Consider the following 21,341-nt stretch of genomic DNA (forward strand, 5'->3'; position numbering starts at 1 on the left):
CACCCCAAGCGGCTCCGGGCCAATAGACAGCAGACATTAAATAAGAGACGACAGGAGATTGCATGACGCAGCAAGCTGCGCGCCCCGCCGGCCGGCGTAAGCCAACCGCCAGCCGGGCAGACGCCCCCGATACCGTAGTAGCTTCCGCTTTGGTTCCCGCAAGTACCCCAGCCACTCCATCTGCCAAGACCGCCAGCCGCAAGCGCGCCGCCGTCGCGAAGCCTGCGGCAAGCACCCCGGCGCGGCGCGCCAGTGACAAGGACGTACCCCTGCGCGAGGACATCCGCTTCCTGGGCCGTTTGCTGGGTGAGTGCGTACGCGAGCAGGAAGGCGACGCCGCCTTCGAGGTGGTCGAGACCATCCGCCAGACCGCCGTGCGCTTCCGCCGCGAGAACGACCGCGCCGCCGGCGCCGAACTGGACCGCCTGCTCAAGCGCCTGTCGCGCGACCAGACCAACTCAGTGGTGCGTGCCTTCAGCTATTTCTCGCACCTGGCCAATATCGCCGAGGACCAGCACCACAACCGCCGCCGGCGCGTGCACGCACTGGCCGGTTCGCCGCCGCAGCCGGGCAGCCTGGCGCACGCGCTGCAGGCCATCGACGCGGCCGGCGTGACCGGCAAGACGTTGCGCAAGTTCTTCGACGAAGCGCTGATCGTGCCGGTGCTCACCGCCCACCCGACCGAAGTCCAGCGCAAGAGTATTCTCGACGCCGAGCGCGAGATCGCCCGCCTGCTGTCCGAGCGCGATCTGCCGATGACGGCGCGCGAGCGCGATCACAACACCGCGCTGCTGCGCGCCCGCGTCACCACGCTGTGGCAAAACCCGCATGCTGCGCAATACGCGGCTGATGGTGGTTGACGAGATCGAGAACGCGCTGTCCTACTACCGTACCTGCTTCCTGCGCGGCATCCCGCAGTTGATGAGCGAACTGGAAGAGGACATCGCCGCGGTGTTCCCCGCCACGCGCAAGAATAAGGCCGCGCCGGCCGCCTCGACCCAGCTCGCGCCCTTCTTCCAGATGGGCTCGTGGATCGGCGGCGACCGCGACGGCAACCCCAACGTCACCGCCGACACGCTGGAGCAGGCTGCCAGCAAGCAGTCCGCGCTGATCCTGGAGTGGTACCTGGACGAAGTCCACGTGCTGGGCGCGGAGCTGTCGATGTCGAGCCTGATGGTGGAAGCGAGCCCGGAACTGCTGGCGCTGGCCGAAGCCTCGCCCGACCATTCCGAGCACCGCGCCGACGAGCCGTACCGGCGCGCCCTGATCGGCATCTATGCGCGCCTGGCGGCAACCTGCCTGGCCGTCACCGGGCATGCCGCGCCTCGCCACCCGGTGGCCGACGCCGCACCCTATGCCGACGCGCAGTCCTTCGGCGCCGACGTGCAGGTCGTGATCGACTCGCTGCGCGCCCACCACGGCGAGGCGCTGGCACGCACCCGCATCGACGCGCTGGCCAAGGCCATCGCCGTGTTCGGCTTCCACCTGGCGTCGATCGACATGCGCCAGGTGTCCGACGTGCACGAGGCCGTGATCACGGAACTGTTCGCCGCCGCTGGTGTGGAGGCCAACTATGCCGCCCTGACGGAAGCGCGCAAGCTGGAACTGCTGCTGGCCGAGCTGCGCCAGCCGCGCCTGCTGACCCTGCCCTGGCATACCTATTCCGAGCAGACCCGCAGCGAGCTGGCCATCCTGAACATGGCCCGCGAGCTACGCGCCCGCTACGGCGCGCGCGTGGCCCGCAACTACATCATCTCGCACACCGAGACGCTGTCGGACCTGGTCGAAGTGATGCTGCTGCAGAAGGAGGCCGGCATGCTGCGCGGCACGCTGGGCAGCAAGACCGACCCGGCACGCCCGGAACTGATGGTGATCCCGCTGTTCGAGACCATCGAGGATCTGCGCAACGCCGCCGGCATCATGCAGTCGCTGCTGGAGTTGCCGGGCTTCGCCTCGGTGATCGCCCATCACGGCGGCGAGCAGGAAGTGATGCTGGGCTACTCCGACTCCAACAAGGACGGCGGCTTCCTCACCTCCAACTGGGAGCTGTACAAGGCCGAGCTGGCGCTGGTGCAGGTGTTCGAGGCGCGGCGCGTCAAGCTGCGCCTGTTCCACGGCCGCGGCGGCACCGTCGGCCGTGGCGGCGGCCCGACCTACCAGGCCATCCTGTCGCAGCCGCCGGGCACGGTCAACGGGCAGATCCGCCTGACCGAGCAGGGCGAGATCATCAACAGCAAGTTCGCCAACGCCGAGATCGGCCGGCGCAACCTGGAAACGGTGATCGCTGCCACCCTGGAAGCCTCCCTGCTGCCGACGCAGAACGCGCCCAAGGACCTCGTCACGTTCGAAGCGGTGATGCAACAGCTCTCCGATCGCGCTTTCACCTCCTATCGCGCTCTCGTCTACGAGACCCCGGGCTTCAAGGACTACTTCTTCGCCACCACGCCGATCACCGAGATCGCCGACCTGAACCTGGGTTCGCGTCCGGCTTCGCGCAAGCTGATGGACAAGAAGCAGCGCCGCATCGAAGACCTGCGCGCGATTCCCTGGGGCTTTTCCTGGGGCCAGTGCCGCCTGCTGCTGCCGGGCTGGTACGGTTTCGGCAGCGCGGTCAAGGCGCTGCTGGACGAGGCGCCGGACGAGAAGGCGCACAAGGCGGCCGTCGCCACGCTGCGCCGCATGGTCAAGACCTGGCCGTTCTTCTCCACGCTGCTGTCCAATATGGACATGGTGCTGGCCAAGACCGACCTGGCCGTGGCCTCGCGCTACGCGCAGCTTTGCGAGGATCCCGCGCTGCGCAAGAGCGTGTTCGCGCGCATCAGCGCCGAGTGGCACCTGACCTGCGAGATGCTGGCGCTGATCACCGGCCGTCATGAGCGCCTGGCCGACAACCCGCTGCTGGCCCGCTCGATCAAGAACCGCTTCGCCTACCTGGACCCGCTCAACCACTTGCAGGTGGAATTGCTCAAGCGCTACCGCTCAGGCAAGGATGGCGACGACATCCGCGTGCGGCGCGGCATCCACCTGACCATCAACGGGGTAGCGGCAGGCCTGCGCAACAGCGGCTGAAGCAAGGCAACGCCCTGGCGTTGCAAAAAAGTCCCGCCATGGTGGCTGGCACCACGGCGGGAGAACCCGTCCGGCCCGCAGGCCGGACGGCGCAGAGCATGGCTTGCCTTACAGCAGCTTGTGTCCCGGCCAAGGCGGCAAGCGGGCGCATACCTCCCGCCTCCGGCTCAGCCAACGAACGCGCCCGGCACCGGGTCTTCGCCGAGCACGGACAGCAGCACCGCCCAATGCATCGCCTCATCGCCCAGGATGCTGCCCGCGGCCTTGGTCAGCTCGCGGTTATGGAAATTTGGCAGCACGCCCAGATAAGCCGCGGTGGCACCTTTTTCCAGCCCGGCGGCAAAGCGCAGCACATCGGCCTGCGTCTTGAGCTGGTCGGTCGGGAAGCTGTACTCGGCCGGCTTCTTCGCCATCACCGGGCTGCCGCCCAGCTTGGACACGGTGCCCGCCAGCACTTGCGCGTGCGCCTTGTGGTGCGTCTGGAACTTGACCGCGGTATCCAGCACCGGCTTTTGCAGCAGGCCGCTCTCCGCGCCGACCTGATAAGCCGCGATGGCCTGGTATTCCAGCCCGAGGGCTACATTCAGAATGGCGATATCGTCCTTGGTGCTGCCGGACTGGGCCTGCGCCCAGGCGGGCATCGACTCGCCCAGGCTCATCACCGCCAGCGATCCAAGCGCAAATAGGCCTGGGACTTTGAGCAGGCCGCGCCGGCGCGCATCCGGCGCAACAAGGATGCGGCTATCCGTGTCCGCGCTAGCCTGGCGCTTCGCCGCCTTGGTCATCGACTGCATGCGTTCCATGGTGTTCTCCTGTGTTGGGGTGAGGTGGCGCCTCGATTGCGTTGCGTTATCGAGGGCAATCCGTTGAAATGCCGGCGCCTTTCACTTCTACGCACTGGCATTGCGATCGGATGCAACAACCGGTGCGATCGATGCCATGCCGGCGGCAAGCCGTGCCTATAATCCGGAAACGTCACTTGCCTGTTTTCACCAAGGATCCCCCAACGGTGTCCTCCTCCGCCAACGCGTCCTTTGCCCCCAGGCCGGCCGATGCCGACCGGCTCGCTGCCTTGCTGCAAGCCGCGGCATTGGGCGACCGGCAAGCCCTGCGCCAGCTCTACGACCAGACAGCCACGAAACTGTTTGGCCTCGCGCTGCGTATTACCAACAGACATGACTGGGCCGAGGACGTAGTGCAAGAGAGTTTCGTCAGCATCTGGCATCACGCCGGCGATTACCGGCCGCACCTGGCTGCCCCGATGACCTGGATGACGGCCATCGTGCGCAACCGGGCGCTGGACTGCCTGCGCCGGCAGGCAGCGGCCCGCGCCAGCCAGACCGTGGAACTGGACGACAGCCTGGGCGAGTGGCTGGCCGACGATGCGGCCGGCCCGGCCGAACTGGCGCTCGCCAGCCAGGAAGCGCGGGCGCTGAACCAGTGCCTGCAACGGCTGGAGCAGCCGCAGCGGCAGGCGATCTCGCTGGCCTACCTGAAGGACATGAGCCATAGCGAACTGTCCGAACAGTTGCAGGTACCGCTGGGCACCATCAAGTCATGGATACGGCGCGGCCTGGAGCGCCTGCGCATGTGCCTGGAAAGCCTGACATGAATCTCAGCCGCCACCCCGACCTGATCGACCGCCTCGCCGCGCAGTACGCGCTGGGCGTGTTGCGCGGCGGCGCGCGCCGCCGGTTCGAGCAACAGGCGCGGCAGGAGCCCGCCATCCGCGACGCGATCGGGCACTGGCAAGCGCGGCTGTCCGGCATCGCGGAACTGCAGCCCGCCGCCGAGCCGGTCGACAAGGTATGGTGCGGCATCGAGCAGCGGCTGGGCTGGCAGCCCATGCCCGACGCGGCCGCCAAGGCTGGCGTACCGGAGCACTGGTGGCGGCGCCTGTGGAACGTGCCAGGCTTCTGGCGCGGCGTCACCCTGGCGACGGCTGCCGTGGCTGCGGTGGCGATCGGGCTCAATATGCGCATGGCGCGCCAGCTGGATACCACGCCCCCTGGTCAATGCCGTGGCCGTGCTGAACGACGACCGCGCCGAAGCCGCCGTGCTTGTGACGTGGGATGCACGCTCGCATTCGCTGACCTTGCGCCGCCTGGATCACCTGCCGCTGAGCGACGAGCAGGTATTGCAGCTCTGGGCCTTGCCGGACGGCGGCAAGCCGCAATCCCTCGGCGTGCTCGGACACCAGCGGCAATTGCGCCTCGCGGTGGCGCAGGCGATCGGCAAGGTGCCGGCGCTGGCTATCAGCGTGGAGCCGCCGGGCGGCTCCCCCGACCCCAACGGGCCGACCGGGCCTGTGGTGTTCAAGGGCCGCATCATCGACAACACGCTTTAGGCAAGGCTGGGAGATGCCCGGCAGCGATATAATCCCGGTTTCGCCGATTTTTCTCGTTTGCCCCGCGGCCCGCCGCCGGCTTGCGAGCCAACCCAGCCTTACCGCCCATGACCTCCCAACTTGCCAAGAAAGGCGAAGCCTGGTCCGCCCGCTTCTCCGAACCGATGTCCGACCTGGTGAAGCGCTACACCGCTTCGGTGTTCTTCGACAAGCGCCTGGCCCTGTTCGATATCCAGGGCTCGCTGGCGCACGCCGCCATGCTGGCCAAGCAAGGGATCATCGCCGAAGCCGACCGCGCCGAGATCGAGCGCGGCATGACGCAGATCCGCGGCGAGATCGAGGCGGGCAACTTCGAGTGGAAGCTCGACCTGGAAGACGTCCACCTGAATATCGAAGCGCGCCTGACCGCCCTGGTCGGCGACGCCGGCAAGCGCCTGCACACCGGCCGCTCGCGCAACGACCAGGTCGCCACCGATATCCGCCTGTGGCTGCGCAGCGAAATCGATACCATCATCGGCCTGCTGGGCGCGCTGCGCGGCGCGCTGCTAGACCTGGCCGAGAAGAACGCCGACACCATCCTGCCGGGCTTCACCCACCTGCAGGTGGCCCAGCCGGTCACCTTCGGCCACCATCTGCTGGCTTACGTGGAAATGTTCACGCGCGACGCAGAGCGCATGGCCGACTGCCGCCGCCGCGTCAACCGCCTGCCGCTGGGCGCCGCCGCGCTGGCCGGCACCAGCTACCCGATCGACCGTGAATTCGTCGCGCAGCAGCTCGGTTTCGACGGCGTATGCCGCAACTCGCTGGACGCCGTCTCCGACCGCGACTTCGCCATCGAGTTCTGCGCCGCCGCCGCGCTGGTGATGACCCACATCTCGCGCTTCTCCGAGGAACTGGTGATCTGGATGAGCCCGCGCGTGGGCTTTATCGACATCGCCGACCGCTTCTGCACCGGCAGCTCGATCATGCCGCAGAAGAAGAACCCGGACGTGCCCGAGCTGGCGCGCGGCAAGACCGGGCGCGTCAACGGCCACCTGATCGGCCTGCTGACCCTGATGAAAGGCCAGCCCCTGGCCTACAACAAGGACAACCAGGAAGACAAGGAGCCGCTGTTCGACACGGTAGACACCGTGGCCGACACGCTGCGCATCTTCGCCGACATGGTGCCAGGCATCTCCGTCAAGCCGGAAGCCATGCGCGCCGCCGCGCTGCAGGGCTACGCCACCGCCACGGACCTGGCCGACTACCTGGTCAAGCGCGGCCTGCCCTTCCGCGATGCCCACGAAGCCGTGGCCCACGCGGTGCGCGCCTGCGACGACCGCCGCTGCGACCTGGCCGACCTTACCGTGGCCGAACTGCGCGAAGTCACCGGCCTGGGCGACAAGGCGGCGCTGATCGGCGACGACGTGCACGAGGTGCTGACGCTGGAAGGCTCGGTCGCCGCACGCAACCACATCGGCGGCACCGCGCCGGCGCAGGTTCGCGCAGCCATTGCCGCTGCACGCGCGACGCTTTAAGCGGACGCGCCGGCAACACTGCAGCGCAGCATGCCGATGTACGTTTCACGTAAGTAATGCTTTGAAAAAATGCCGCCAGGGCGCATGCCCGGCGGCTTTTTTTTTATCCGGTTCGATTTTTGCGCAATGCGGTAGGTATTAGCCCCAAGCGCCGAAGCATATTGTTACAGATAAACTAATCGCCGCAAAAACAGGGGAGACAACCCATGTATTACTTGCTTGGTCTGTCACGACAGATCGACAGGTTGAATCAGCACACGGGCAGGCTTGCAAACATCATGATCCTGCTGTCGTGCCTGATCAGCGCGGGCAACGCCCTGCTGCGTTACGGCTTCAACCTTAGTGACAACTGGCCGCTTGAACTGCAGTGGTATATGTTCGCCATCGCGGTGATGTTCGGCGCCTCCTATACCTTCCAGCGCAACGAGCACGTGCGCGTGGACCTGATCTACGGCAACGTATCGGAGCGCGCGCAACACTGGATCGATATCTTCGGCATTATTTTCTTCCTGCTGCCTTCCTGCGTGCTGTTCATGTGGCTGTCCTGGGAATCGCTGTTCCTGCCCTCGTGGCGCATCCTCGAGCAATCCGGTAATTCCGGCGGCCTGCCGCGTTACCCGATCAAGCTGGTGGTGCCCCTCGGCTTCGGCCTGCTTGCCTTGCAGGGCGTATCCGAGCTGATCAAGCGCGTTGCCGCCCTCAAGGGCCTGGTGCGCATCGAATCGAAATACGAGAGGCCGGTGCAATGATTCCATTGGAATATATGCCGCCGCTGATGTTCGGCGGCCTGGTGGTATTCATGCTGATCGGTTTCCCGGTCGCATTTTCGCTGTCGGCCGTGGGTCTTGCCTTCGGCATCCTGTCCATCCAGTTTGGCTATTTCCCGGTCAGCTTCCTGCAGGCGGTGCCGAGCCGCGTATTCGGCAGCGTGCTGGCCAACGAGCTGCTGCTGGCGATCCCGTTCTTCACCTTCATGGGGGCGATCCTGGAGAAGTGCGGGCTGGCCGAGGATATGCTCGACTCCATGGGCCAGTTGTTCGGCCCGGTGCGCGGCGGCCTGGGCTACTCGGTCATCATCGTGGGCTTTATCCTCGGTGCCATTACCGGCACCGTGGCGGCCCAGGTGATCGCCATGGCGATGATCTCGCTGCCGGTGATGATGCGCTACCGCTACAACATGAAGTACGCCACCGGCGTGCTGGCGGCGTCGGGCACCATCACGCAGCTGGTGCCGCCGTCGCTGGTGCTGGTGGTGCTGGCCGACCAGCTCAAGACCCCGATGGGCAGCGCCGACGTGGGCAGCATGTACCTTGGCGCCTGGGGCCCGTCGGTGATCCAGATCGCGCTGTTCGCGCTCTACACCTTCGTGCTGACCCGCATCAAGCCCGACTGGCTGCCGCCGGTGCCGGTGGAAGAACGCACGCTGCGCGGCTGGCCCCTGTGGCGCAAATGCCTGCGCGGCATCATTCCCTGCGCGGTGCTGATCTTCCTGGTGCTGGGCACCATCATGCTGGGCATTGCCACGCCCACCGAGTCCGGCGCCATGGGCGCGGTCGGCGCGCTGGTGCTGGCGGTGCTGCGCGACCCCGGTTTCGGCAAGCTCGACCGCACCATCTACCGCATCGGCCTTGCCGCCACCGGCGTGGCCATCATCATCGGCACCGTCGCCTTTGGCTCGCACGCCTTCCGCATCCCGCTGGCGGTGGTCTACCTGGTGATTGCCTGGCTGCTGCTGCGTGCCGGCCAGCTCAGCGAACTGCGCGGGCTGATCATCGAAGCCTACCAGTCCACGGCGCGCATCACGGCCATGGTGGTGTTCATCCTGATCGGCTCCACCTGCTTCTCCGTGGTGTTCCAGGGCGTGGACGGCGGCGCCTGGGTGGAGCATATGTTCACCTCGCTGCCCGGTGGCTGGATCGGCTTCCTGCTGGTGGTCAACCTGTTCATCTTCTTCCTGGCCTTCTTCCTGGACTTCTTCGAGATCGCGTTCATCGTGGTGCCGATGCTGGCGCCGGTTGCGGTCAAGGTACTGGCCCCGGTCGTCGCCGACTCGATGGGCGGCAACCCGGAAGCGGCGGCCACCGCGGCGCTGGTGTGGTTCGGCGTGATGCTGTGCGTGAACATGCAGACCTCCTTCATGCACCCGCCCTTCGGTTTCGCGCTGTTCTACCTGCGCGGCATCGCTCCCAAGGAAGTGAAGAGCTCCGACATCTACTGGGGCGCGCTGCCCTGGGTCGGCCTGCAGATGATCATGGTGGCGCTGGTGATGTTCTGGCCGGGCATGGTGACGATGTTCCTCGACAAGGGGTCGCTGCACCATACGAACGCGGCGGAGGTCACGATCCCGCTGGGCGGCGAGAGTAGCGGGCCAGCCTCGGCGCCATTGCCTGCCAGCAGTCCTGGCAGTGGCACGCTGGAGTTGCCGGCGGCACCGGCCGAGAGCGAGCCCACTGCGCCGCAGTTCGAGTTCGACAAGAAAAAATAGCAGTGGAATCGCCGGCGGCCGTGGCCGCCGGCAGCAAGAAGGCCCCGCGAGTCGGGGCCTTCTTGTTTGCCGTGACACGAATCTCAGGGCAACAACACGATAGCGCCGGTGGTAGCGCGCGCCTCCGCTGCACGGTGCGCTTCGGCCACCTGCCCGAGCGGATACCGCGCGCCGACGGCTGCCCGGATCGCACCCTGCCCGATGGCCTGGAATACGTCCGCCGCGTTGGCGCGGAAGGTCTGCGCGTCGGCGTTGTGCGGGAACACCGACGGCCGCGTCAGGAACAGGCAGCCCTTCTTGTTGAGCAGTTCGGGCTCGATGGCCGGCGCCGGCCCCGAGGCCGCGCCATACAGCGCCACCAGTCCGAATGGCGCCGCGCAGTCCAGCGAACCCACGAAGGTGTGCTTGCCCACGGAGTCGTAGACCACGCGCGCCTTGCGCCCGCCGCTGGCGTCGATCACCTGGCGCAGCCAGTCCGGCTGCGAATAGTCGATGGCGAAATCGCACCCTGCCGCCAGCGCGACTTCGCATTTTGCCGGCGAGCCGGCGGTTCCGATCACCGTGGCGCCGAGCGCCTTGGCCCAGCTGCTGAGAATCTGCCCCACGCCACCCGCGGCGGCATGCACCAGCACGATGTCGCCGGCCGCCACGCGATGCGTCTTCCTGACGAGGTATTGCGCGGTCATTGCCTTGAAGAAGACTGCCGCCGCCGTGACGTCGTCAATGCCGTCGGGCAGCTTGACCAGCTTGTCGGCCGGCACGTTGCGCCGGTCGGCATAGGCGCCGATGCCGGCATGCATGTAGACCACGCGGTCACCTTCGCGCAGGCCGGTCACGCCCTCGCCCACGGCCTCGACCACGCCGGCGGCTTCATGGCCCAGCCCCGTGGGCGACGGCAAGGGATACTTGCCCGCACGCTGGTAGATGTCGATGTAGTTGAAACCGATCGCGGTCTGGCGCAGTTGCACCTGGCCGGCCGCCGGCGCTGGCAGCACCGATGTCACCAGGCGCATCACTTCCGGACCGCCGAACTCAGTCAATTCCACCGCGCGTGCTGAAGCCATTTCCACTCCGTCGAAGTTGCTTGGATACGTCCAATGCCAGCCATTGCCGCAGGGCATGAGGCAGGACACAGAGCGCAACTCTATCGCAATCTTGCGACTGGCGCCGGCCCGCCCGCCGGGGCCGGGAAAGCAATGAAAAAGGGGCCTCGCATGCGAGGCCCCTTTTTCCCATAGGCTTGCCTTACTTCACGCAATCCACGAAGTACGCCTTGCCGCCGCCTTCGACCTCTTCCTCGACCAGGCCGTGGATATCGGTTTCGAAGCCGGGGAACAGCTTGTTGAAGTCGCGCGCGAACTTCAGGTACTGCACGATGATGCGGTTGAAGCGTTCGCCCGGGATCAGCAGCGGGATGCCCGGCGGGTACGGCGTGAGCAGGATGGCGGTGACGCGGCCTTCCAGTTCGTCTACCACCACGCGTTCGATCTCGCGGTGGGCCATCATGGCCCAGGCGTCCGAAGGCTTCATCGCCGGTTCCATATCCGACAGGTACATCTCGGTGGTCACGCGTGCCACGTCGTTGGCCTTGTAGACGCTGTGGATGGCGTCGCACAGGTCGCGCAGGCCGAGCTTCTCATACTGCGGATGCTTGCCGACGAATTCCGGCAGCACGCGCCACAGCGGCTGGTTCTGGTCGTAGTCGTCCTTGAACTGCTGCAGCTCCGTCACCAGCGAGTTCCAGCGGCCCTTGGTGATGCCGATGGTGAACATGATGAAGAACGAGTACAGCCCGGTCTTCTCGATGATGATGCCGTGCTCGGCCAGGTACTTGGTGACGATGGCCGCCGGAATGCCGCGATCGCTGAACTCGCCGTCCACGTCCAGGCCCGGGGTGATGATGGTGGCCTTGATCGGGTCGAGCAGGTTGAAGCCATCGGCCAGGTCGCCAAAGCCGTGCCAGCGTTCGTTGGCCTTGAGCATCCAGTCTTCGCGGTCGCCGATGTCGTCCTCGACCAGCGCCTCGGGGCCCCACACCTTGAACCACCAGTCGCCGTTGTTGCCGGCATCGTAGTCGCCTTCCACCTTGCGCATGGCGCGGCGGAAGTCCATCGCTTCCTGGATGCTTTCCTCCACCAGCGCGGTGCCGCCCGGGGCTTCCATCATCGCCGCCGCCACGTCGCACGAGGCGATGATCGAGTACTGCGGGCTGGTGGACGTGTGCATCAGGTACGCCTCGTTGAACCGGTAGCGGTCCAGCTTGCGCGTGTCCGAATCCTGCACGAGGATCTGCGAGGCCTGCGACAGGCCGGCCAGCAGCTTGTGCGTGGATTGCGTGGCAAAGACCAGCGCGTCCTTGCTGCGCGGGCGGTCTTTGCCGATCGCGTGCATGTTGTGATAGAAATCGTGGAATGCCGCGTGCGGCAGCCAGGCTTCATCGAAATGCAGCGTGTCGATCTCGGTGGCCAGCATCTCCTTGATCTGCTCGGCGTTGTAAAGCACGCCGTCGTAGGTACCCTGGGTGATGGTCAGGATGCGCGGCTTCTGATTCTTGGCCTGGCTGGCGAACGGGTGCGCGGCAATCTTGCGGCGGATGGTCTCGGGATCGAACTCGCTCTTCGGGATCGGGCCGATGATGCCGTAGTGATTGCGCGTGGGCATCAGGAACACGGGAATCGCGCCCGTCATCATGATCGCGTGCAGGATTGACTTGTGGCAGTTGCGGTCCACCACCACGATGTCGCCCGGCGCCACGTTGGCATGCCACACCATCTTGTTCGAGGTGGACGTGCCGTTGGTGACGAAATACATGTGGTCGGAGTTGAAGATGCGCGCGGCATTGCGCTCCGAGGCCGCCACCGGGCCGGTGTGGTCAAGCAACTGGCCGAGTTCGTCCACCGCGTTGCAGACGTCGGCGCGCAGCATGTTCTCGCCGAAGAACTGGTGGAACACCTGGCCGACCGGGCTCTTCAGGAACGCCACGCCGCCGGAGTGCCCCGGGCAGTGCCACGAGTAGGAGCTGTCCTGCGCGTAGGCGATCAGCGCCTTGAAGAACGGCGGCGCCAGCGAATCCAGATAGACCCTGGCTTCGCGGATGATGTGGCGCGCGACGAATTCCGGCGTGTCCTCGAACATGTGGATGAAGCCGTGCAGCTCGCGCAGGATATCGTTGGGGATATGCCGCGAGGTACGGGTCTCGCCGTACAGGAAAATGGGCAGGTCGGTATTGCGGCGGCGCACTTCGTTGACGAAGGCGCGCAGTTTCTCGATGGCCGCGGCTTCGGGCCGGTCGTCCTCGCTGACGAACTCATCGTCGTCGATCGACACGATGAACGAGGAGGCACGGCTAGACTGCTGCGCGAACGAGGTCAGGTCGCCATAGCTGGTCAGGCCCATCACCTCCATGCCTTCTTGCTCGATGGCCTGCGCCAGCGCGCGAATGCCCGAGCCGGAAATGTTCTCGGAGCGGAAGTCTTCATCGATGATGATGACGGGGAAGCGGAATTTCATTTGGCATCCTTGGACGGCAAGAAGGACTTGAGCCACATGGCCCGGGGACTCATCCCCCTGGGTCGGCATGTGGCTCGACGTTCAGGCTTCGCACGCGGCCCGGCTCGCCCTGCTGTGCTACCGGTCGTGCCGCAACGCGCGCATTGTATGCGATCAGGTTTTCGGCAGTGTGACACCCTGCTGACCCTGGTACTTCCCGCCGCGATCGCGGTAGGAAGTCTCGCAGATCTCATCGCTTTCGAAGAACAGCACCTGCGCACAGCCTTCGCCGGCGTAGATCTTGGCGGGTAGCGGCGTGGTGTTGGAGAACTCCAGCGTCACATACCCTTCCCATTCCGGTTCGAACGGGGTCACGTTGACGATGATGCCGCAACGCGCGTAGGTGCTCTTGCCCAGGCAGATGGTCAGCACGCTGCGCGGAATGCGGAAATACTCCATCGTGCGGGCCAGCGCGAAGGAGTTCGGCGGGATGATGCAGACATCGCCCTTGAAGTCGACAAAGGACTTCTCGTCGAAGTTCTTGGGATCGACGATGGTGCTGTTGATATTGGTGAATATCTTGAATTCGTCGGCGCAGCGGATATCGTAGCCGTAGCTCGAGGTGCCGTACGACACGATCTTGCGGCCGTCTTCCTCCCGTACCTGGCCGGGCTCGAACGGCTCGATCATGCCATGCTGTTCCGCCATGCGGCGGATCCACTTATCGGATTTGATGCTCATAGGGGTATCGGGATGAACAAATGAGGGCAGGCTCGGGCGCGGTCAGGACTGACCGGGAACACTGCTCGCATTTGCTCACAGGCGCGCCGGACCTGCCGGGGCCTTGCGATGGGCCGCATTGTACAACCAAAAACCGGCGCCCCCGCCGCAATAGCACCCGCCCCCCGGCACATGGCCGGGCCAGGCGGCCCGGAGCCCCGCCTCAGGCGGTGGCCTGCTCCGGCAACTGGTGCCGGAAGCGCTCGCGGCCGGTATAGAGCAGGAAATGGCGTCCGGTGCACCGCGCGAACAGGGCCAGATTGACGCGCTGGGCCATCTGGTAGCCCATCTGGGTCACGCCCGAGCGCGACAGCAGGAAGGGAATGCCCATCTGGGCACCCTTGATGACCATCTCGGAGGTCAGCCGGCCGGTGGTGTAGAAAACCTTGTCGGCGCCACTCATATCCTCCAGCCACATCAGGCCGGCGATGGCATCCACGGCGTTGTGCCGGCCCACGTCCTCGATGAACATCAGCAGCTCGCGCCCGCGGAACAGCGCACAGCCATGCACCGAGCCAGCCTGCTTGTAGACCGACTGCTGCAGCCGGATGGTATCGACGATGCTGTAGAGCGTTTCCTGGTCCAGGGTGGCGTCGTCCGGCAAGCGGATGTTGTCGACCTCGTCCAGCAGCGAGCCGAACACCGTGCCCTGGCCGCAGCCGGTGGTCACCACGCGGCGGGAGGTGCGCTCCTCGATGCGGTCCACGCCCGTGCGGGTCGTGACGGCGGCGGATTCGGTTTCCCAGTCGACCTGGATCGCGGCGATATCCTCGATCGACTCGACCAGGCGCTGGTTGCGCAGGTAGCCCAGCACCAGCGCCTCGGGCGCGCCGCCCAGCGTCATCAGCGTCACCAGCTCCCGCTTGTCCAGGTAGACCGTGAGCGGACGCTCGCCCGGCAGGAAGGCCGGCCGCACGCGCCCCTGCTCATCGACCACCTCGACTTCTTCGATCAGGGGAACGCTGGCATGGGTCAGTTCGGGGCGCAGGGGCATGGGTAGGGGAAAAATGGATGGGCAGCGCGACCGGGCGGCGCTGCCCTGCCCCGTCCGTCAGGACTTGGCGATCACGCCGCAGGCGATGCGGCCGCCGGAGTTGCCGGTGGGCTGGGTCTTATAGTCGTCCGGGTCCTTGTGCACGACCACTGCGCGGCCCACCACGCTGTTCGGGCCGGGGGCCACGGTCACGTCGGCCAGCTCGAAGCTGGCCTGGGCGCGCCCGCTGGCGTCGGCCTTGAGGTTGTTGATATCGCCGGCATGATGGTCGGGCATCGACATCGATCCGTGCGGCTTGGCCGTCGGGTTGAAGTGACCGCCGGCGCTCATGGCGTCGGGCGTGGAGCAGTCGCCCTTCTCGTGCACGTGGAAACCATGCTCGGTATTGGGTGGCAGGCCCGTCACATCGGCTTTGACCAGCACCGTGTTGCCGCGCTGGGTGAATGTCACGTTGCCCTGCGTCGCGGTGCCGCTCTTGGACGCCAGCGCGGCGACGGCGGTGTCCGAATCGCCTCCCATTCCCGTACCGGCGCAGCCGGCCAGGCCGCCTGCCAGGGTTCCCGCTACCGCCAGGCCGAAAAGTACGCGTACATGCTTCATGCCGAACCTCCTCTCACGGTGATGTCCGGGGCGATTGTACCGCTCCGGTACCCGGCGCTGCGGCCGGTTTGTGATCCGAAGGTGCCGCGACAGGGGCGGTGGACGGGCCGCCGGCGGACGTCGCAGCTGCGCCGGTGGCAGGCGCAGCTGCCACAAATGGGCCTGGATCGGCACACGGCGGAGCCGCCGCGGCGGCCGGCACTTCCTTGCCCTTGGCCTTCATATCGTTGAAATAGTACGCAGCCGTCTTGTCTTGTGAACGGCAGAGTTGGTAGGCAGCCACCTTGTCGGCCCAGGCTGCACGTGCCTTGGCCTCGTCGGCCTTGAGCTTTTGCGCTTCGGTAGGGGGCGGCAGCTTGGCCAGGGCGCCCGTGCCGCCAAGTGCGAGGGCGAGCAGCAGCAGGATGCGTTTCATCGGTCTGATTCCTCTTCCTCGGTTTCTGTGGCGCGGCGCCGCGTTCGCTCAGGCTTCGCCGGTGCTGGCCCGGCCACCGGCACGCTCGCCGGGCTGCGGCTCGGCCGCCCGCTGCGCCGGGATCTTGCCGGACTTGATATCGTCGTACCAGAGTTCGTGATGCTCCTTGGCCCAAGCTTCGTCGACCCAGCCGTCGCGCATGGCGCGGTAGGCGCCTTCCATGCCGATGGTGCCCATGTAGATATGGCCGCAGGCCATCGCCATCATCAGCACCGCCGCGATGCCATGGATCACATTGGCGATCTGCATGGTGGCACGGTAGAAATCCATGCCAGGCACGATCATGTCGAGCACCCAGCCGGAAACGGACAGGATCAGGCCGAACAGCACCAGCCCTCCCCAGAACCATGCCTTTTCGCCGGCGTTGAAGCGCCCGCTTGGCACATGCTTGCCGGAAACGAGCCCACCCAGCTTGGCGAGCCACTGCCAGTCCTCGCGGGCGGGCAGGTTGTCGCGCACGAAGATCACAAAGCCGACGATCACTGCCAGCGTGAAGACCGGCCCGACGATGTTGTGGACGTTCTTCAGCAGGTAGGTCAGCCAGCCGAACAAGGTGTGGCCCATCAGCGGCAGCAGGAAATGCTTGCCGAACAGCATGACAATGCCCGAAACCGCCAGCGTCACGAAGGCGATCGCCATGGTCCAGTGCACCACGCGCTCCGGCGGCGTAAAGCGCTGGATCATGCGGCCGGTGCGCGGTGTCTTGAGCGGAATGGCGCCGCGCCACAAGAAGAAGGCCAGGATCGCGGCAGGCACCAGCACCATCAGCCAGCCGCCCCAGACCGTGATCACGCCGTTGCGGAACAGCCGCCACTTCTGGCCGGTGCGCTGGATCAGCACGCCGGCTTCCTTGGCGGGCAGGCTGCTGTAGTGCGCCTGGTCGGAATTCACCTCGCGCCACACCGGCGCGTTATTGCCGGGCTGCGACTGCGTGCGCGCCTGCTGGGCCTGGGCCTCGGCGGCGATATCGCGCTTGGGCACATCGAAGATGTTCTCCGACGCAATGCCCGCGAAGGGCTGGACCGGATGCGTGGCCGGATTGTTCGCGTCGGCAGGGACGGTAGCAGCAGGCGTGGCGGGCACGGCCTGTGGCGCCGATGCCTGGGCCCGCGCCGCGCCGAGCGGCGCCAGCAAGGCCAGCGCGCAGGCCGCTCCCGCCAGATAGCGGAACCAGCCAGGATTGAGCGTCGGCTTCATATGCCCTCCATCGGCTCGGCCGGGGTTCGCATCGCCGGGGTCATGGCGTGCGGTTGTATTCGTTCTGGTTCTGGTTGCGCTCGTGGATCTGGTTCTGCCAGCTGGTCTTGTCGCCCGGCGTCCAGCCCTTGGCCACGAAGGGATCGCCCGGCGCGCCCTCGTAGGCCGGCGCGTCGGATTTCTTGTGCGCCGCGGTGGCTGTCTGCGGGCGTTCGCCGCAGGCGGCCAGCGCGGTGCTGCCGGCGGCCAGCAGGATCAGGAGCAGGCGGGTCATGATGGCTGCGCTCCGGACGCGGCTGGTGCCGCAGGTGCCGCGGGCGCGGCCGGGGCTCCCTGCGCGGCGCCCTTGTTGCCATAGGCCGTCCCCCAGCCGAACACATCGCCGCCCTTGCCGCGCTTGATCACGCGGTTTCGCAGGATGTCGGCGATCACGTCGCCGTCGCCGCCCAGCAGGGCCTTGGTCGAGCACATTTCCGCGCACAGCGGCAGCTTGCCTTCGGCCAGGCGGTTGCGGCCGTACTTCTCAAACTCTTCCTCACTGCCGTTTTTCTCCGGGCCGCCCGCGCAGAAGGTGCACTTGTCCATCTTGCCGCGCACGCCGAAAGTCCCGGCGCTGGGGAACTGGGGCGCGCCGAACGGGCAGGCGTAGGAGCAGTAGCCGCAGCCGATGCAGACGTCCTTGTCGTGCAGCACCACGCCGTCGTCGGTGCGGTAGAAGCAGTCGACCGGGCAGACCGCCATGCAGGGCGCGTCCGAGCAGTGCATGCAGGCCACCGAGATGGACTTCTCGGCGCCGACGATGCCGTCGTTGACGGTCACCACGCGGCGCCGGTTGACGCCCCACGGCACTTCGTGCTCGTTCTTGCAGGCGGTGACGCAGCTATTGCACTCGATGCATCGCTCGGCGTCACAGATGAATTTCATGCGTGCCATGGTCGTTCCTTGCCCTTGATCTCAGTCTCTGTCGCAATCAGGCGAACCGTTCGATCTGGCAGATCGTGGTCTTGGTTTCCTGCATCATCGTCACCGCGTCATAGCCGTAGGTGGTGGCGGTGTTGACCGCCTCGCCGCGCACGATCGGCATCGCGCCCTCGGGGTAGTAGTCCTTGAGGTCCTTGCCCTGCCACCAGCCCGAGAAGTGGAACGGGATGAAGGCGGTATCCACGCCGACGCGCTCGGTCACCAGGGCACGTACCTTGATGTGTGCGCCGGTCGGCGTCTTCACCCAGCAGAAGTCGCCATTGCGGATGCCGCGCTCGGAAGCCGCGCGCGGGTTGATCTCCACGAAGTTCTCCTGCTGCAGCTCGGCCAGCCACGGGTTGGAACGGGTTTCCTCGCCACCGCCCTCGTACTCGACCAGGCGGCCCGAGGTGAGGATGATCGGAAACTTCTCGTAGAGCTTGTTCTCGATATTGCGCTGCTGTACCGACTTGTACAGCGTGGGCAGCCGCCAGAACGCCATCTTGTCGTCGTGCGTCGGATACTTGGCGACCATATCGGGCCGTGTGGAATACAGCGGCTCGCGGTGCTGCGGGATCGGGTCGGGGAAGTTCCACACGACCGCGCGCGCCTTGGCGTTGCCGAAGGGATGGCAGCCATGGTTCTTCAGCACCACGCGCTGGATGCCGCCGGACAAATCGGTCTTCCAGTTCTTGCCCTCGGCCTTCTGCTTCTCGGCGTCGGTCAGCTCATCCCACCAGCCCAGCTTCTTCAGCAGCACGTGGTCGAACTCGGGATAGCCTGTGGTGATGTCCGCGCCCTTCGAAAACGAACCGTCCTCGGCCAGCAGGTTGACACCGTCGCGCTCCACGCCGAAGTTGGCGCGGAAGTTGCCGCCGCCATCCATGACATGCTTGCTGGTGTCGTACAGGTTGGGCGAGCCCGGGTGCTTGAGTTCCGGCGTGCCATAGCACGGCCACGGCAGGCCGAAGTAGTCGCCGGTCAGGTCGTAGCCGGTCAGCGGATCCTTGCCGCCCTTGCAGCGCAGCGTGCGAACGTCGAACATGTGCATATTGCGCATATGCGACTTGAGCCGCTCGGGCGATTGCCCGGTATAGCCGATGGTCCAGTTGCTGGCGTTGATCTCGCGCAGGATAGACTCGACCTCGGGCTCCATCCAGGTGCGCCCCGCGCGCTTGACCTCGAGCATCTTGAAGTTCTTCGACAGCTCCTTGCCGAAGCCCAGGCGCTCCGCGAAGGCTTGCATGATGGTGTGGTCGGGCATGGATTCGAACAGTGGCTCGATCACCTTCTCGCGCCATTGCAGCGAGCGGTTGGAGGCCGTGCAGGTCCCGACGGTCTCGAATTGCGTGCAGGCCGGCAGCAGGTAGACCGCGCGGTTCGGGTTGACCTTGTCACCCTCCGCCGGCGGCATATTGGCCATCGCCGCGGTGGCCGACGGATAGGGGTCGATCACCACCAGTAGGTCGAGCTTGTCGAGGGCCTTCTTCATCTCCAGGCCGCGCGTCTGCGAGTTGGGCGCGTGCCCCCAGAAGAACACGCCGCGGACGTTGTTGTCCTGGTCGATCAGCTCAGGCTTCTCGGTGACGATATCGATCCAGCGCGACACCGTGGTGCCGGATTTCTCCATCATCGCCTGCGAGGCGTACTGCTTCTTGATCCATTCGTAGTCGACGCCCCACACGGCGGCATAGTGCTTCCATGCGCCGGTGGCGAGGCCGTAGTAGCCCGGCAGCGAGTCAGGGTTGGGGCCCACGTCGGTGGCGCCCTGCACGTTGTCGTGGCCGCGGAAGATGTTGGCGCCGCCGCCCGACACGCCGATATTGCCCAGTGCCAACTGCACGATGCAGGAGGCGCGCACGATGGCGTTGCCGATGGTGTGCTGGGTCTGGCCCATGCACCACACCAGCGTGCTGGGGCGGTTCTTGGCCATGATCTCGGCGACCATATGGACCTCGGCCTCTGGCACGCCGCAGACTTCCTCGACCTTGTCCGGCGTCCACTTGGCGAGCACTTCCTCCTTGACCTTGTCCATGCCGTAGACGCGGTCGTTCAGGAACTTCTGGTCTTCCCAGCCGTTCTTGAAGATGTGGTACAGCATGCCGAACAGGAAGGCGATGTCGGTGCCCGAGCGGACCCGCACATAATGGTCGGACTTGGCTGCCGTGCGGGTGTAGCGCGGATCGACCACGATCACCTTGCAGCCGTTTTCCTTGGCATGCAGCAGGTGCAGCATCGAAACCGGGTGCGCCTCGGCCGCGTTGGAGCCGATATACAGCGCCGCGCGGGCGTTCTGCATATCGTTGTACGAGTTGGTCATCGCACCGTAGCCCCACGTGTTCGCCACGCCCGCCACCGTGGTGGAGTGGCAGATGCGAGCCTGGTGGTCGGTGTTATTGGTGCCGAAGAACGATACCCACTTGCGCAACAGGTAGGCCCCCTCGTTGCTGTGCTTGGAAGAGCCGACGAAGAACATCGAATCCGGCCCGGTCTGCTGGCGGATCTCCTTCATTTTGGCGGTGATCTCGTCGAGCGCCTGGTCCCAACTGATGCGCTGGTATTTGCCGGCCACCAGCTTCATCGGGTACTTCAGACGGTACTCGCCGTGGCCGTGCTCGCGCAGCGCGGCACCCTTGGCGCAGTGCGCGCCCAGATTGATCGGCGAATCGAAGACCGGTTCCTGGCGGATCCACACGCCGTTCTGCACCACAGCATCGACCGCGCAACCCACCGAGCAATGGCCGCAGACGGTGCGGCGCACAACGATATCGCTTTTGCCCTCGCCGCCCCCCGCCGCGTCCGCGGCATCCGCCCGGCGCAACAGCGTCAGCTGCGAGGCCGCCAGCCCCACGCCTACGCCAATGCCGGAACGCTTGAGAAAGCTGCGCCGGTCCATGGTGGGCATTGCGCCCGCCAGCCCGGCGGCCAGGCGCTCGGAGAGCCGGCCTGTTGCGCGCTCGGCCAGGCCGTTAGCTGTGTGCGAAGGTGCGCCGCCCTGCGCCGCGCGTTTGCGGGTCAAGATCATGTATCACCCCTGGATGGAAACGAGGTCGAGCACGCGCACCAGGCGCGATGCAACTCACACCAGCGTTGTCCGGTAGTACTTGCGAATGTGTTCGGTAACGCGGTAGCCCTCGCCGTCGCTGGGCGTGACATCCGGAATGGCCGCGGCCTGCGTGGGCAAGGCCGGACCGCGCGCGGTCAGCGCGGCAGCGGCGCCGGCAGCCGCAACGACACCTGTGCCGGCAAGAAAAGTACGTCGTGCGACCCTGGGCTGCTTCTCTTTCATGGGGGGGCTCCTCGGCAGACAAAAACCGATTACCAAGCCGGTTATGTATTCTTTTGTTTATTTTAGATTGAATATGGCGAAAGACCATGCAATGCACGGGTTTTTACCGATGCCGACGCTTGAAAACGGCCATATCTCA

16 protein-coding genes and 2 pseudogenes are annotated in these 21,341 nt (G+C 65.9%); 6 read left to right on the forward strand and 12 right to left on the reverse strand.

Features of this window, described 5'->3' with window-relative positions; genetic code table 11:
* Positions 1-62: 62 nt before the first annotated feature.
* Positions 63-3,069, forward strand: a pseudogene (ppc, locus tag ACZY0R_RS32105) (phosphoenolpyruvate carboxylase).
* Positions 3,070-3,236: 167 nt separating this feature from the next.
* Here ppc and ACZY0R_RS32110 read toward each other — a convergent pair.
* Positions 3,237-3,854 carry a ferritin-like domain-containing protein gene (locus ACZY0R_RS32110; RefSeq protein WP_488866290.1) on the reverse strand — a complete coding sequence of 206 codons (618 nt, stop codon included), beginning with the start codon at positions 3,852-3,854 and terminating at the stop codon, positions 3,237-3,239.
* Between the two features lie 224 nt (positions 3,855-4,078).
* Between ACZY0R_RS32110 and ACZY0R_RS32115 the strand changes: the two genes are divergently transcribed.
* From ACZY0R_RS32115 to ACZY0R_RS32135, 5 genes and pseudogenes are all read left to right on the forward strand, one after another.
* Positions 4,079-4,681 (forward strand): sigma-70 family RNA polymerase sigma factor, encoded by a 603-nt coding sequence (locus tag ACZY0R_RS32115; protein WP_488864141.1) that lies wholly within the window; start codon positions 4,079-4,081, stop codon positions 4,679-4,681.
* Positions 4,678-5,416 (forward strand): annotated as a pseudogene (locus ACZY0R_RS32120) (anti-sigma factor). The gene ACZY0R_RS32115 and the pseudogene ACZY0R_RS32120 overlap by 4 nt, the downstream one beginning before the upstream one ends.
* A 107-nt stretch (positions 5,417-5,523) precedes the next feature.
* A complete protein-coding gene (argH, locus tag ACZY0R_RS32125) occupies positions 5,524-6,933 on the forward strand; it encodes an argininosuccinate lyase (RefSeq protein WP_045235958.1) in 1,410 nt (469 codons plus the stop codon).
* A gap of 206 nt (positions 6,934-7,139) precedes the next feature.
* Positions 7,140-7,682 (forward strand): TRAP transporter small permease subunit, encoded by a 543-nt coding sequence (locus ACZY0R_RS32130; protein ID WP_035863770.1) that lies wholly within the window; start codon positions 7,140-7,142, stop codon positions 7,680-7,682.
* A complete protein-coding gene (locus ACZY0R_RS32135; protein ID WP_488864144.1) occupies positions 7,679-9,418 on the forward strand; it encodes a TRAP transporter large permease in 1,740 nt (579 codons plus the stop codon). The genes ACZY0R_RS32130 and ACZY0R_RS32135 overlap by 4 nt, the downstream gene beginning before the upstream one ends.
* Before the next feature lie 83 nt (positions 9,419-9,501).
* Here the strand turns inward: ACZY0R_RS32135 and ACZY0R_RS32140 are convergent, their stop codons facing one another.
* The 11 genes from ACZY0R_RS32140 to ACZY0R_RS32190 form a co-directional block, all read right to left on the reverse strand.
* Entirely contained in the window at positions 9,502-10,482 is a 981-nt protein-coding gene (locus tag ACZY0R_RS32140) for a quinone oxidoreductase family protein (protein ID WP_488864146.1), read from the reverse strand.
* A gap of 181 nt (positions 10,483-10,663) precedes the next feature.
* A complete protein-coding gene (locus tag ACZY0R_RS32145; RefSeq protein WP_488864148.1) occupies positions 10,664-12,928 on the reverse strand; it encodes an Orn/Lys/Arg family decarboxylase in 2,265 nt (754 codons plus the stop codon).
* 153 nt (positions 12,929-13,081) lie between these two features.
* On the reverse strand, positions 13,082-13,648 hold the full coding sequence (dcd, locus tag ACZY0R_RS32150; RefSeq protein WP_017230746.1) for a dCTP deaminase: 567 nt from the start codon (positions 13,646-13,648) through the stop codon (positions 13,082-13,084).
* A gap of 202 nt (positions 13,649-13,850) precedes the next feature.
* A complete protein-coding gene (locus ACZY0R_RS32155; protein WP_488864150.1) occupies positions 13,851-14,681 on the reverse strand; it encodes a formate dehydrogenase accessory sulfurtransferase FdhD in 831 nt (276 codons plus the stop codon).
* A 57-nt stretch (positions 14,682-14,738) separates the two neighbouring features.
* Positions 14,739-15,281 (reverse strand): superoxide dismutase family protein, encoded by a 543-nt coding sequence (locus ACZY0R_RS32160; protein ID WP_488864152.1) that lies wholly within the window; start codon positions 15,279-15,281, stop codon positions 14,739-14,741.
* A 13-nt stretch (positions 15,282-15,294) separates the two neighbouring features.
* Positions 15,295-15,696, reverse strand: a complete 402-nt coding sequence (locus ACZY0R_RS32165) for a hypothetical protein (protein ID WP_488864154.1) — start codon at positions 15,694-15,696, stop codon at positions 15,295-15,297.
* A 48-nt stretch (positions 15,697-15,744) separates the two neighbouring features.
* On the reverse strand, positions 15,745-16,953 hold the full coding sequence (locus tag ACZY0R_RS32170; protein WP_488864156.1) for a formate dehydrogenase subunit gamma: 1,209 nt from the start codon (positions 16,951-16,953) through the stop codon (positions 15,745-15,747).
* A gap of 40 nt (positions 16,954-16,993) precedes the next feature.
* Positions 16,994-17,227, reverse strand: a complete 234-nt coding sequence (locus tag ACZY0R_RS32175) for a hypothetical protein (RefSeq protein WP_488864158.1) — start codon at positions 17,225-17,227, stop codon at positions 16,994-16,996.
* On the reverse strand, positions 17,224-17,886 hold the full coding sequence (gene fdh3B / locus ACZY0R_RS32180; protein ID WP_488864160.1) for a formate dehydrogenase FDH3 subunit beta: 663 nt from the start codon (positions 17,884-17,886) through the stop codon (positions 17,224-17,226). Before fdh3B ends, ACZY0R_RS32175 begins: the two co-directional genes overlap by 4 nt.
* A gap of 37 nt (positions 17,887-17,923) precedes the next feature.
* Positions 17,924-20,938 carry a molybdopterin-dependent oxidoreductase gene (locus tag ACZY0R_RS32185; RefSeq protein ID WP_488864162.1) on the reverse strand — a complete coding sequence of 1,005 codons (3,015 nt, stop codon included), beginning with the start codon at positions 20,936-20,938 and terminating at the stop codon, positions 17,924-17,926.
* A 54-nt stretch (positions 20,939-20,992) separates the two neighbouring features.
* On the reverse strand, positions 20,993-21,202 hold the full coding sequence (locus tag ACZY0R_RS32190) for a formate dehydrogenase (RefSeq protein ID WP_488864164.1): 210 nt from the start codon (positions 21,200-21,202) through the stop codon (positions 20,993-20,995).
* Positions 21,203-21,341 lie beyond the last annotated feature (139 nt).

This window comes from Cupriavidus sp. F041, from assembly GCF_057814235.1.